Here is a 12,316-nt window from a genome sequence, read left to right as displayed (position 1 = left end):
CAGCTCGGAATCGCCTGTCGCGCGACAATTACGCACAGTAATTTTGCGTGATGGTTGCCTTGCGGTGGCCACAACCCCCGCCTATGCTTCCTGATGAACATGATTTCCCCTGATGCGGCCGCCAACAGCAGGCGTGCCTGGCTAAAGATTCTGGCGCGCTACAAGAAGCCGGACCGGCGACGTAGCGCCATCGAACTCGCCATCACCCTCATTCCGTTCGCCACGCTCTGGGCACTATCCTCAGCGGCCTATGCCTACGGCCATTGGTGGGGGCTGATCCTGATCCTTCCGGCGGCCGGGTTCCTGGTGCGGATATTCATGATACAGCACGACTGCGGGCATGGCTCCTTCTTCGCCAACCGCTATGCCGACGACTGGATCGGCCGTGCGCTCGGCGTCCTGACGCTGACGCCTTACGATTGCTGGCGACGCGCCCACGCTGTGCATCACGCCAGTGCCGGCAATCTCGACGAGCGCGGCATGGGCGACATCAGGACGCTGACCGTTGCCGAATACCGGCAATTGTCCTGGCGCGGTCGCCTTGCCTATAGGCTCTACCGCCATCCGCTGGTGATGTTCGGCCTGGGGCCGATCTGGCTGTTCATCTTCGAGCAAAGGCTGCCCATCGGCATGATGCGCGGCGGCCTGACGCCATGGGTGTCGTCCATGACCACCAATCTCGCCATCGCGGTTGCGGCGGCCCTGCTTATCTGGGCCGTCGGCCCCGGTGCCTTCCTGGTCGTCCATCTGCCGATCGTCATTCTCGCCGGTTCGGCCGGCATCTGGCTGTTCTACGTCCAGCACCAGTTCGAGGAGACGGAATGGGCAAAGGATGATGACTGGGAATTCCAGCATGCCGCCCTGCATGGCTCGTCCTACTACGACCTGCCGCCGGTGCTGAACTGGTTCACCGGCAACATCGGCGTCCATCACGTCCATCATCTCTCGGCCAAGGTACCGGGCTACCGGCTGCAGGAAGTGCTGCGGGATTATCCGGAGCTGCGCGGCATCGGCCGCGTTACGCTGCTCGACAGCCTGCGCTGCGTCAAACTGGCATTGTGGGATGAGAACCGCCGCAAGCTGGTGTCGTTCCGCGAAGCACGGGCGGCTATCTAGGCAATTTCAGGAAAACGACGACCGCCGCGCCATGGCGCGGCGGCGCAGCAAACGCCCTGCTCAGGCGGCCTGGCGCTCGTCGCGCATCAGGATTTCGCCATGGCGGATCTCGGTGCCCAGCACCTTCAGGCATTCACGGATGAAGTTGGACAGGCCCGGCCAGCCCTTGGCTGACACCAGATTACCGTCGACATGGGCGCCGGTCGGTGCGACGTCGATATAGATGCCGCCGGCCAGCGTCACTTCCGGCTCACAATAGTGCAACGCCGCCACCTCCCTGCCCCGCACCACGCCGTCGACCGCGATCAGGATCTGGACGCCGTGGCAGATGGTGAAGATCGGCTTGCCCACCTCATGGAAATGCCGCACCAGCGCCTGCACGCGCTTGTCGATGCGGATGTATTCGGGCCCGCGCCCGCCCGCCGCGTAGACGGCATCGTATTGGGCCGGATCCACTTCGGAAAACGTCTTGTTGAGGATGTAGTCGTGGCCGAGCTTTTCCGTGTAGGTCTGGTGGCCTTCGAAGTCGTGCAGCGAGGTCTTCAGGATATCGCCCGCCTTCTTGTCCGGACAGACGACGTGCACGGTGTGGCCGACGGCATGCATGGCCTGTTCAAAGACGAAAATCTCATACTCCTCGCTGAACTCGCCAACGAGCATCAATATTTTCTTGCCAGCCATTCCCGGTTCCTCCCTTGTGGCCATCTTTATTTCGGGTCGCGAAATAATAGGCCTATCCTAAGGCCAGGACAGCGAAAGGGAAAGTGTAAATCGCACGATTGGTACGACCAGTTTTCGTCATTCTCGACTGAAGACGGTCCAAGGAGTCTCGTAGCAAACTAAAACAGCATCACTGGTTCGACCAGAGCGACAGTCAGGCGGCCGCCTTGATCATGTCCGCCGCCTTTTCGGCGATCATGATGGTCGGCGCGTTGGTGTTGCCACCGATCAGCGTCGGCATCACCGAGGCATCGACGACCCGCAAGGCTTCAAGCCCATGGACCCGCAATTGCGGATCGACCACCGCCATCTTGTCGACGCCCATCCGGCAAGAGCCGACGGGATGATAGACGGTGTCGGCGCGGGCGCGGATATGCCTCATCAGCTCGGCATCGCCTGGCAAGCCAGCGATATGCATCTCCTTGTGCCGGTAACGCTCCAGCGCCGGTGAAGCCAGCACCTGCCGGGTGAGCTTCACACCCTTCAGCAGCAGCGCGGCATCGCGCTCGTCATGGAGAAAGCGCGGGTCGATGCGCGGCGCGGCCAGCGGATCGGCGCTGACCAGGCCGACTTCGCCGCGCGAATGCGGCCGCAAGATGCAGACGTGACAGGAGAAACCGAAGCCGTAGTGCAGCGTGCGCGCATGGTTCTCGACCAGGCCGATGATGAACTGCAATTGCAGGTCGGGGCGATCGAGCGCCGGATCGGATTTGACGAACGCGCCGCTTTCGGCCGCCGGCGAGGCGATCAGTCCGGTCCCATCCCGCCACCATTGCAGGATATGCCTGAGGAAAGCCAGCGCCCCGCGTGGGCTCATGCCAAGCATGTCGGTATCCCCAGATTTCCAGCCGACGATGAAATCGAGATGGTCCTGCAAATTCTTGCCGACACCCGGCAATTCGTGGGCGACGGGAATGCCGTGCATGGCGAGTTCGGCGGCCGGGCCGATGCCGGACAACAGCAAGAGTTGCGGCGAGCCGAAGGCGCCGCCGCAGAGGATCACCTCGCGCGACGCCTGTGCCACCGCCTCGCCCTGCCGGGTGTGGTAGCGGATGCCGGTGGCGCGCTTGCCGTCAAGGACGATGCCGGTGGCGTGCGCCCGCGTGATGACGGTCAGGTTGGTCCGCTGCATCACCGGATGGATATAGGCGGCGGCCGACGAACAGCGTTCGCCATTGCGCGCGCCGCCGGCAAATTGCGTCACCTGGAAATAGCCGGCGCCCTCCTGCTCCGGCCCGTTGAAATCGTCCGTCATGCGGATCTGGTTTTCGGCGCAGGCCTCGATGAAGGCTTTCGCGATCGGCCGGGGCGAACGCTGGTTCGAGACTTTCAGCGGACCGTCGCCGCCATGCAGGGCGTCCGGGCCGCGCTCGTTGCTTTCGGCACGCCGGAAATAGGGCAGCACCTCGTCCCATGACCAACCGTCACAGCCGAGATTAGCCCATTCGTCATAGTCACCGCGATGGCCCCTGACATAGAGCATGGCGTTGATGGCGCTGGAGCCACCCAATGCCTTGCCGCGCGGCTGATAGCCCTTGCGGCCGCCAAGACCTTGCTGCGGCACCGTCTCGAAGGCCCAGTTGTTGATCTTCGGCCGGCCGGAAAGCATGCCGATGATGCCGGCCGGAGCGCGGATCAGCATATCCCTGCCCTCGCCGCCGGCTTCGATCAGGCAGACGGTGACGGATGGATCTTCCGAAAGCCTTGAAGCAAGCGCACAGCCAGCGGACCCACCGCCGGCTATGACATAGTCGTAGCGCATGAAGACCCTCCCCGATCATCCGACGAATATTTCCGTCCGGACAACTCAGGAAAGGCCTGATCGCAAGCGATGTAAAGACGCTCGCAATTACCGCAGCGTCAGCTGCTGCGAACGCGCCGCCAGGAATATTTCGGGCCGTTTGGCTCGGGCACGGCGGTCGGCTGATAGTAAAGCCCCAACCCGCCGGTATGGCCCTCTTCCAGGCGCTTCAACAGCACCGGGTTGGAAATTTCGAACTCGTCGAAGCCCAGCCGCAGCATATGCGGCAACGGGTCGACCAGCACCTGGCCGGTGGCGCGAACGGCACCTTCGAAATGATAGCGGCTGCGCAGCAGTTCAGCCTTGGAGAAGGAGCGGCCGTCGCTGAAGGCTGGGAAAACCAGTGCCACCAGCGACAGCTGGTCGAGCAGGTCGGCTATCTTCTCGAGCTGATCGCCGGGCTGCAGCACCACGCCGAGCCGCTCCTTGGCGGACCGGCGCACCTCCGGATCAAGATCGAGGAACGCCTGCAGCGGCAGGATGAAGCGGCCATTGCCGGAAAGCGCGTCCGCACTTTCGGCATGAGCCCACTCGTCCTCGCGAAAACCCTCAGGGGTCCAGAGCCGGGTCTCCGGTATCGTCGTTTCAGTCATAAAAATTCCTAAGCCCAAATCTTGGGGTATGTTGAGATTCAGGTTAGGCCGAGTCGAAAACGATGGGTTCCGAGAACCGGAGCGGAGCGTACTTTTGGGTACGTGAGCACCGGAAGCGCAGGAAACCACCGTTTGCAGACCGGCATCACCTGAATACCAATATACCCTAAAGTGATGCGTCGGTCAGCGACACTTCCAACCCCGACAGGTGAATGCCGCACTCGGTCTTCGCATGACCGGCCCAGCGGCCGCTGCGCGCGTCTTCGCCCGGCTGCACCGGCTGGGTGCACGGGAAGCAGCCGATCGACAGATAGCCATAGGCAACCAGCGGATTTTCACGCAGCGCATGCGCCCGCATGTAGTCCGCCTGATCCGATGTCGTCCAGTGCGCCAGCGGATTGATGCGGATGCGCGGGCCAACCGCCTCGAACACCGGCAACGTTGCCCGCGTCGAGGCCTGGAAGCGCTTGCGGCCGGTGAACCAGGCGCGAAACGGTGCCACGCCGCGCGCCAGCGGCTCGACCTTGCGCACGTCGCAGCAGGCATCGGTGTTGCTCTGGTGCAGATTGCCCGTCGGGTCGATCCGCTCGAGCGCGGCCTCCTCGGGCTTGATCACCCGAATGTTGGTCAACCCAAAATCGGCGACGAGCGCGTCGCGGTAGCCGAGCGTCTCCTCGAAATGCTTGCCGGTGTCGAGGAAGATGACCGGCAGCGTGCGGTCGATCTCGGCGATCATGTGCAGCAGCACCGCCGAATCCGCGCCGAAGGACGACACCGCGGCGATCTCGTCGTGAAACAGATCGCGGGCCGAGCGTTCGATGATCTCGAGCGGCTTCAGATGGCCATGGAGCGCATCAAGCCCCGCCGCTTTCGCGGCGGCGCCGTCATCGACATCAGCTATCCGGTCAAGCGGCCTTGGCTTCGCCAGCATAGAGCGCCTCCTTGAACGGCGCGGGACCGACACGGCGGTAGGCGTCGATGAATTTTTCCTGCGGGTTGAGCCGAAGGCCGAGATAGGTCTCGACGATCTGCTCGATGGCGTCGGTGATCTCTTCCGACGAGAAGCCGCGGCCGATGATCTCGCCGACCGACGTGTTCTCGTCGGCCGAGCCGCCCAGCGTCACCTGATAGAGCTCAGAGCCCTTCTTCTCGACGCCGAGGATGCCGATATGGCCGACATGGTGGTGGCCGCAGGCATTGATGCAGCCGGAAATCTTCAGCTTCAGCTCACCGATCTCGCGCTGTCGCTCCAGCGAGGCAAAGCGCTGCGAGATTTCCTGCGCGATCGGGATCGAGCGTGCGGTGGCCAGCGCGCAATAGTCGAGGCCCGGGCACGCGATGATGTCCGATATCAGATTGGAATTGGCCGTCGCCAGCCCGATGTCGACCAGCGCGTCATAGACCGCCTTGAGGTCGGCGCGCGCCACATGCGGTAGGATCAGGTTCTGCTCATGGCTGACGCGCAGCTCGTCGAAGGCGTATTTCTCGGCAATGTCGGCAACCGCTTCCATCTGGCTGTCCGAAGCATCGCCGGGCACCTCGCCGATGCCCTTGAGCGAAATCGTCACCGCCGCATAGTCGGGATGGCGGTGTGTCACCACATTCTGGTCGAGCCACTCGGAGAAGCCCTTGGAATCGAGGCGCGCCAGCTTGACCGCCTGGTCGCCTTCCGGTCGCTCTGTCAGCGCCGGCGGCGCGAAATAGGCCTCGATGGCGCGGATATCGGCATCCGGCAACTTCAGCTCGGCGTCCTTCAACTCCTGCCACTCGGCCTCGACCTGGCGGGTGATTTCCTCGACGCCGGTCTCGTGTACCAGGATCTTGATGCGCGCCTTGTACTTGTTGTCGCGGCGGCCATAGAGGTTGTAAACGCGCAGGATCGCCGTGCAGTAGGACAGAAGGTCTGCTTCCGGCAGGAAGTCGCGGATCTTCCTCGCCACCATCGGCGTACGGCCCTGGCCGCCGCCGATATAGACGGCGAAACCGAGCTCGCCGGCGGCGTTCTTCTTCAGATGCAGGCCGATATCATGCGTCTGGATGGCGGCGCGGTCGCGCTCCGCCCCGGTCACCGCGATCTTGAATTTTCTGGGCAGGAACGAGAATTCCGGATGCACCGACGACCATTGCCGCAGGATCTCCGCATAGGGGCGCGGATCGGCGACCTCGTCGGCGGCGGCACCCGCGAAATGATCGGCGGTGACGTTGCGGATGCAATTGCCGCTGGTCTGGATGGCGTGCATCTCGACGCTGGCGAGATCGGCCAGGATCGCCGGAATGTCCGACAGCGCCGGCCAGTTGAACTGGATGTTCTGGCGCGTGGTGAAATGGCCGTAGCCCTTGTCGTATTTGCGGGCGATGTGGCCGAGCATGCGCAGCTGCTTGCCGTTCAACGTGCCATAGGGCACTGCGATGCGCAGCATGTAGGCGTGCAGCTGCAGGTAGACGCCGTTCATCAGCCTGAGCGGCCGGAACTGGTCCTCGGTGATCTCGCCGGACAGCCGGCGTTCGACCTGGTCGCTGAACTCAGCGACGCGGGCCTGGACAAAATCGTGATCGAACTCATCGTAACGGTACATGCTTCGTCTTTCAGGGCGCGTCCGCCCGTTCCACTCAAAACCTGGCTACGCCGCCCGCTCTGCCTGCTTGCCGAGATCGCCGCGGATGGTCGGGCCCGCGGCGCGGATCTTTTCGCGCAAGCGCACTGGCTCGACGACACCATCGACGACATCTGCGTCGATCAGATTGACATCGACCACCTCGTTGTCGGCATAGGCCTTGGCGCCGATCGCCTCCAGGCGATCCTCGGCTGCCTTGTCATGGGCAAGGTCGGCCTGGTCCACCGTCTCGGCCCAGCCGCCATTGGCATACCAGACGGCGATGCCATCGGTCAGGCGGTTGGCGGTCAGTATCTTCATGGCTGAACTCTCTCACTGGCGGCTGTGACCGCGCCTTCATTCCTGTGCGCCGCGAGCGGCTCGGACCGTTCAAAATTGGCGCCGGCAACCGCATCGCCAATGATGGTCATGACCGGCCCGGACAGATCGCCACGCGCTTCCAGCGACGGCAGATCGGCAAGTGTGCCGTGGAAACGGCGGCGGTTGGCAAGGCTGGCATTCTCGACCACGGCGACAGCCGTGTCCGGCGAGAGACCGGCCTCGATCAGCCGGCCGGCGACTTCGGCCGCGACCGAGCGGCCCATATAGACGGCGACGGTGGCGCCGGAAATGGCGAGCTTGGCCCAGTCGGGCAATGAATTGCCCTTGAGGTCATGGCCGGTGGTGAACACCATCGACGACGACACGCCACGCAAGGTCAGCGGCAGTTCGAAATCGGCGGCGGCGGCGAAGGCCGCGGTGACGCCGGGAACCACCTCATAGGCGATGCCGGCATCGCGCAATGCCGCCATCTCCTCGCCGGCACGGCCGAACACTAGCGGATCGCCCGACTTCAGCCGCACGACACGCTTGCCCTGACGGCCGAGTTCAACCAGTAGCGCATTGATCTCGGCCTGGCTCTTGGTGTGGCAGCCCTTGCGTTTGCCGACCGGAAGGCGCTCCGCATCGCGGCGGCCCATGGCGACGACCGCCTCCGGAACCAGCGCGTCATGGACGATGACATCGGCTTCCATCAGCAGGCGATGGGCACGAAGGGTCAGAAGATCCTCGGCGCCAGGACCGGCGCCGACCAGGGCGATATGACCCGCAGCCGGTGCTTTCGACAGCAGCAGATCCACGGCGGCGTCATGCGCCTGCGACAGCTGGCCTGCTTCGACGGCATGGGCTGGAGCACCCTGGAAAAAGCTGCTCCAGAAGCGGCGGCGGGCATTGCCTTTCGGCAGCACTTTCTCGGCCGCACCACGCAGCGATGCTGCGAGCGTTGCCAGCGACCCGAGCGACGGCGATAGCATCTGGTCGATGCGGCTACGCAGCATCTGGGCAAGCACCGGGCCGGCGCCTTCGGTGCCGATGGCAATGGCGACCGGCGCGCGGTTGACTAGCGCCGGTGTGAAGAAGTCGCAGAGCTCAGGCCGGTCGACGGCATTGACGGGGATGCTTAAGCGACGCGCGTCGGCGGCCACCCGGCGATCAAGCGTCTCGTCGCCGCTGGCGGCAAACACCAAGACTGCGCCTTCGAGCTGCGAGGCATCATAAGCTGCCGCGACATGGCTGGCGCCGGACTGGGCGATGAAGGTCAGCAGCTCCGGTTCGGCATTGTGGGCGATGATGCGCAGCACCGCGCTCGATTGTCCGATCAGCCGCGCCTTGGCCAGGGCCTCCTCGCCGCCGCCGACAATGGCCACGGCTTCGCCCTCGACCCGCACGAAGACGGGAAAGGCATTGAGCTTGGCATTGGCATGCGGCATGAGAAAAGCAATCCGGGAACAATATTGCAGTTTTACGCCCGGGCGCGAAAAACCAGAAGCAAAGCACTCGCGCATCCTGTGATGGCAGGCAATCGCTTTTTCGCAACTGCGAAAGGCAGGAGAAAAATATTCCATATCTGGAGTATGGGCGGATTCAAGTCGCTGAAGCGGGCCTTGATTTCAGGTCTTTTTAGCCGCCTGCCATTTGTTTCGCAAAACAGTTTTTTCTAATTTCTACCAATTCAGTAGATTAAAGTCGCCGATCACCGACTCTCGCCCCTCGGCCTCGGTCGGCGGGCATTCAACTGCCCCACGCAGGTGGAACATTACCGCTTCGCAAGGCGTTCCCATCACGTCCACTACCCCAATCGAAACCGCTGCGGAGTGCCGCATAAGGCGTCGCCGCAGCAAGGAAAGGAACCCATCATCATGGGCACGATCAAGCTGAAGCACGGCATCTGGGTCATGGTGGCCGACGGCGAAAAAGCGCTCTTCCTCAAGAATGCCGGCGACAACATGTTTCCCAACCTTGAGGTCGTGCAGATGATGGAGCAGGACAATCCGCCAACCCGCGAACAAGGCACCGACAGTCCAGGCCGGCACAATGATGGCCCGTCGGTGCATCGCAGCGCCGTCGAGGACACCGACTGGCACCGGATCGGCAAGGAGCGCTTCGCCGATGACATTGCCGCCCGGCTCTACAAGCTCGCGCATGGCGGCGAGTTCGACGAGATTGTCCTTGTCGCCCCACCCGTGGTGCTCGGCGCCATGCGCAAGAAACTGCACAAGGAAGTCGAGGACAAGGTGGCCGCCGAGATTTCAAAGACTCTGACCAACCACACAATATCCGAGATCGAGGCCTTGCTGCAGGCAGCCTGAGCGCAGGCCACGGATCGGCTATCGAAACCAATGCCATCAAGAGCCCAAATCGGACCGGCGGCGGCTCAGCCGCCGGTCAAGCATTTGCCGCCGCGCCGTCGATTTTCGCCCCCTTGCGGGTTGCATCACCGTCACCCCTTCCACCATATTGCAAAACAGGCGGCGGCTTCGGGCGGCGCACATCCGATATCGCTGGTTTGAAAGGCGCTCCATAGACAATGCCGCATGACACGCCCCTTATCGCCACCATCGTCGCCGGTCTGGGGCTGGCTTTCGTCTTCGGCGCTCTCGCCAATCGTTTCCGCATTCCGCCGCTGGTCGGCTATCTCGTAGCCGGGGTGCTGGTCGGGCCGAACACGCCCGGTTTCGTTGCCGATGCCGGGCTTGCCAACGAGCTCGCCGAAATCGGCGTCATCCTGCTGATGTTTGGCGTCGGCCTGCATTTCTCGCTGAAGGACCTGCTGTCGGTCCGCGCCATCGCCGTGCCCGGCGCCATCGTCCAGATCGGTTTTGCCACCGCGCTCGGCGCCGGACTGTCCTGGATGCTCGGCTGGTCGATGGGCGCGGGTCTGGTGTTCGGCCCGGCGCTGTCGGTCGCCTCGACCGTGGTGCTGCTGCGCGCGCTTCAGGAGCGGCGGATGATCGAGACCGAACGCGGCCGCATCGCCGTCGGCTGGCTCATCGTCGAGGACCTCGCCATGGTACTGGCGCTGGTGTTACTGCCGGCCCTTGCCGGCGTGCTTGGTGGCCAGGAACAGGCGGACGTGCACTCGAGCGGCCTGCTGTCGCTGCCGGCCAGTTACGGCATCTGGGGCGTCGTCGGCATCACGCTGGCCAAGGTCGCCGCCTTTGTCATCGTCATGCTGGTGGTCGGCCGCCGGGTCATCCCCTGGATCCTGCACTACGTCGCCCATACCGGGTCGCGCGAGCTGTTTCGGCTGGCGGTGCTGGCCATTGCGCTCGGCGTGGCCTTCGGCGCGGCAAAACTCTTCGGCGTCTCGCTGGCGCTCGGCGCCTTCTTCGCCGGCATGATCATGAGCGAGTCCGAGCTCAGCCACCGCGCGGCGGAAGAATCGCTGCCTTTGCGCGATGCCTTCTCGGTGCTGTTCTTCGTCTCGGTCGGCATGCTGTTCGACCCGTTCAGCCTGTTCAGCAACGGCCTGCCGATCCTGGCGACGCTCGCCATCATCGTCATCGGCAAGTCCTTGGCGGCCTTCGTCATCGTCATCGCCTTCGGCTATCCCCTGGCGACGGCCTTGATGATTTCGGCCAGCCTTGCCCAGATCGGCGAATTCTCCTTCATCCTGGCCGAACTCGGCGTCGGGCTGAAACTTCTGCCCGAACAGGGCCGCGACCTGATCCTGGCCGGCGCCATCCTGTCGATCGTGCTCAACCCGCTGATGTTCCTGGTCATCGACTGGATGAAACCGTGGCTGGAGGCCCGCGCCGCCCGGACGGCACCGCCGCTGGACGCCAAGCCGGTCGGGCCGGCGACGGAACCGGGCCAGGTCGCCTCGGTCGCCGCAACCTCGAAAAAGGAAGACGGAGCGCCGCCGAAAACGGCACTCACCGGCCATGCCATCCTGATCGGATACGGCCGCGTCGGTGGCCTGGTCGGCGCGGCGCTGAAAGACGCTGCAATGCCCTTCCTCGTCATCGAGGACGCCGACAAGACGTTGGCCAAGCTGAAGGCGGACGGCGTCGAAACCGTCGCCGGCAATGCGGCCAATGCCGAAGTGTTCGCCGCCGCCAATCCCGAAGGCGCCAGCCGGCTGATCCTCGCCATCCCCAACGCCTTCGAGGCCGGCCAGATCGTGCTGCGGGCGCGCGCCGCCAATCCCAACATCAACGTCGTCGCCCGCGCCCATTCCGATGCCGAGGTCGAGCATCTCAAGGGGCTCGGCGCCGACACCGTGATCATGGGCGAGCGCGAGATCGCGCGCGGCATTGTCGAAGAGGTGCTCGGTCACAAGCCAAAGGCGACTGAGCCGTCCGCCGCCTGATCACGCCACGAATGCAGAACCGCCATTCCGTGCGATGCCGCTGAGATACTGTGCGGGAGGCTTGCCGAGCGCCTTTTTGAACATGGTGATGAAGGCTGTGACGGACTCATAGCCGAGATCACCCGAAACCTGCTGAACGCTTGCGCCCGAAGCCAGCTCCCTGATCGCAACGATCAGGTGCAATTGCTGGCGCCAGCGGCCGAAGCTCAAGCCAGTCTCCTTCACCACGAGACGAGCGAGACTGCTCTCGCTGAGCGCAACGCGATTGGCCCACTGCGCCAGCGTGCTTCGGTCAGCGGGATCATCCGCCAACGCTTCGGCGATCCGCCGCAAGCGCGGCTCGGAGGAGATCGGCAGATGCAATTGCTGGACTGGCATATCAGGCAGTTCGGCAAGCAGGACGCTTCCCAGGAAAGCGCACCGCGCATCATCCGGCGCGCAGTCTGACAGTTCGATGATGAGCTCGCGCAGCAGCGGCGAAATCGAAAGCGTGCAGCACCGATCCGGCAGTTCGGCAGCACCGGGCTCGATGTAGACGAAGAATATCCGCGCATTGGCCGTCGCGATGTTGCTGTGCTCCATGCGGCTCGGCACCCACACCCCGCAATGCGGCGGAACCATCCACAGGCCACTAGGAACGCGGCAGGTGACACCTCCGCCGAGCGCGAAGACGAGTTGCCCCTTGCGATGCCAATGGGCTGATACCTCCGCTCTGGTTTCAGGGACGTCGACGCGCACGGCAATCGCCGGCGCTGAAAGCTCATCCACATCGAAATCGAGCCAGGGGTAGCGAAGGGGTTGTTTCATGATTGACGACTTTTAGCGATTGATTGCCTTTATA

Annotated in this window: 12 protein-coding genes; 4 read left to right on the top strand and 8 right to left on the bottom strand. The window is 63.7% G+C overall.

The window, feature by feature from the left end:
- The first annotated feature begins 93 nt into the window (after positions 1 to 93).
- Entirely contained in the window at positions 94 to 1,116 is a 1,023-nt protein-coding gene (locus AC56QX_RS11000) for a fatty acid desaturase (RefSeq protein ID WP_497115879.1), read from the top strand.
- Between the two features lie 60 nt (positions 1,117 to 1,176).
- Here AC56QX_RS11000 and AC56QX_RS10995 read toward each other — a convergent pair whose 3' ends face one another.
- The 7 genes from AC56QX_RS10995 to cysG form a co-directional block, all read right to left on the bottom strand.
- The gene (locus AC56QX_RS10995; protein WP_497115878.1) at positions 1,177 to 1,797 is read right to left on the bottom strand and encodes a DJ-1/PfpI family protein; all 621 of its coding nucleotides are present in this window, start codon (positions 1,795 to 1,797) and stop codon (positions 1,177 to 1,179) included.
- A 193-nt stretch (positions 1,798 to 1,990) separates the two neighbouring features.
- Positions 1,991 to 3,598, bottom strand: a complete 1,608-nt coding sequence (locus AC56QX_RS10990; protein WP_497115876.1) for a GMC family oxidoreductase — start codon at positions 3,596 to 3,598, stop codon at positions 1,991 to 1,993.
- Between the two features lie 98 nt (positions 3,599 to 3,696).
- Positions 3,697 to 4,230 (bottom strand): DUF934 domain-containing protein, encoded by a 534-nt coding sequence (locus AC56QX_RS10985; RefSeq protein WP_497115874.1) that lies wholly within the window; start codon positions 4,228 to 4,230, stop codon positions 3,697 to 3,699.
- A 166-nt stretch (positions 4,231 to 4,396) separates the two neighbouring features.
- Entirely contained in the window at positions 4,397 to 5,161 is a 765-nt protein-coding gene (locus AC56QX_RS10980) for a phosphoadenylyl-sulfate reductase (protein WP_497115872.1), read from the bottom strand.
- Positions 5,136 to 6,806 (bottom strand): nitrite/sulfite reductase, encoded by a 1,671-nt coding sequence (locus AC56QX_RS10975; RefSeq protein WP_497115870.1) that lies wholly within the window; start codon positions 6,804 to 6,806, stop codon positions 5,136 to 5,138. The genes AC56QX_RS10980 and AC56QX_RS10975 overlap by 26 nt, the downstream gene beginning before the upstream one ends.
- Positions 6,807 to 6,851: 45 nt before the next feature.
- Positions 6,852 to 7,145: a DUF2849 domain-containing protein gene (locus tag AC56QX_RS10970; RefSeq protein WP_497115868.1), complete on the bottom strand. Its 294-nt coding sequence runs from the start codon at positions 7,143 to 7,145 to the stop codon at positions 6,852 to 6,854.
- Positions 7,142 to 8,593, bottom strand: coding sequence for a siroheme synthase CysG (cysG, locus tag AC56QX_RS10965; protein ID WP_497115866.1), 1,452 nt, complete (start codon positions 8,591 to 8,593; stop codon positions 7,142 to 7,144). Before cysG ends, AC56QX_RS10970 begins: the two co-directional genes overlap by 4 nt.
- Here cysG and AC56QX_RS10960 point away from each other — a divergent pair.
- From AC56QX_RS10960 to AC56QX_RS10950, 3 genes are all read left to right on the top strand, one after another.
- On the top strand, positions 8,585 to 8,824 hold the full coding sequence (locus tag AC56QX_RS10960) for a hypothetical protein (protein WP_497115865.1): 240 nt from the start codon (positions 8,585 to 8,587) through the stop codon (positions 8,822 to 8,824). The genes cysG and AC56QX_RS10960 overlap by 9 nt on opposite strands.
- A 198-nt stretch (positions 8,825 to 9,022) precedes the next feature.
- A complete protein-coding gene (locus AC56QX_RS10955) occupies positions 9,023 to 9,472 on the top strand; it encodes a baeRF12 domain-containing protein (protein ID WP_497115864.1) in 450 nt (149 codons plus the stop codon).
- Between the two features lie 218 nt (positions 9,473 to 9,690).
- On the top strand, positions 9,691 to 11,475 hold the full coding sequence (locus AC56QX_RS10950) for a cation:proton antiporter domain-containing protein (RefSeq protein WP_497115863.1): 1,785 nt from the start codon (positions 9,691 to 9,693) through the stop codon (positions 11,473 to 11,475).
- On the opposite strand, the gene AC56QX_RS10945 is transcribed toward AC56QX_RS10950, so the two are convergent.
- Positions 11,476 to 12,282, bottom strand: a complete 807-nt coding sequence (locus AC56QX_RS10945) for an AraC family transcriptional regulator (protein ID WP_497115862.1) — start codon at positions 12,280 to 12,282, stop codon at positions 11,476 to 11,478.
- Between the last annotated feature and the right edge of the window lie 34 nt (positions 12,283 to 12,316).

It is taken from the genome of Mesorhizobium sp. RCAM 06353, from assembly GCF_059683585.1.
Note: the sequence above shows the minus strand (reverse complement) of the source record. Positions and strands in the feature narration are given on the sequence as shown.

What these genes read in the sequence shown, in the direction of transcription:
- AC56QX_RS10995 (WP_497115878.1), bottom strand. Translation starts at nt 1,797, where the DNA reads ATGGCTGGCAAGAAAATATTGATGCTCGTTGGCGAGTTCAGCGAGGAG.
- AC56QX_RS10945 (WP_497115862.1), bottom strand. Translation starts at nt 12,282, where the DNA reads ATGAAACAACCCCTTCGCTACCCCTGGCTCGATTTCGATGTGGATGAG.
- AC56QX_RS10970 (WP_497115868.1), bottom strand. Translation starts at nt 7,145, where the DNA reads ATGAAGATACTGACCGCCAACCGCCTGACCGATGGCATCGCCGTCTGG.
- AC56QX_RS10960 (WP_497115865.1), top strand. Translation starts at nt 8,585, where the DNA reads ATGCGGCATGAGAAAAGCAATCCGGGAACAATATTGCAGTTTTACGCC.
- AC56QX_RS10955 (WP_497115864.1), top strand. Translation starts at nt 9,023, where the DNA reads ATGGGCACGATCAAGCTGAAGCACGGCATCTGGGTCATGGTGGCCGAC.
- AC56QX_RS10950 (WP_497115863.1), top strand. Translation starts at nt 9,691, where the DNA reads ATGCCGCATGACACGCCCCTTATCGCCACCATCGTCGCCGGTCTGGGG.
- AC56QX_RS10990 (WP_497115876.1), bottom strand. Translation starts at nt 3,598, where the DNA reads ATGCGCTACGACTATGTCATAGCCGGCGGTGGGTCCGCTGGCTGTGCG.
- AC56QX_RS11000 (WP_497115879.1), top strand. Translation starts at nt 94, where the DNA reads ATGAACATGATTTCCCCTGATGCGGCCGCCAACAGCAGGCGTGCCTGG.
- AC56QX_RS10985 (WP_497115874.1), bottom strand. Translation starts at nt 4,230, where the DNA reads ATGACTGAAACGACGATACCGGAGACCCGGCTCTGGACCCCTGAGGGT.
- AC56QX_RS10975 (WP_497115870.1), bottom strand. Translation starts at nt 6,806, where the DNA reads ATGTACCGTTACGATGAGTTCGATCACGATTTTGTCCAGGCCCGCGTC.
- cysG (WP_497115866.1), bottom strand. Translation starts at nt 8,593, where the DNA reads ATGCCGCATGCCAATGCCAAGCTCAATGCCTTTCCCGTCTTCGTGCGG.
- AC56QX_RS10980 (WP_497115872.1), bottom strand. Translation starts at nt 5,161, where the DNA reads ATGCTGGCGAAGCCAAGGCCGCTTGACCGGATAGCTGATGTCGATGAC.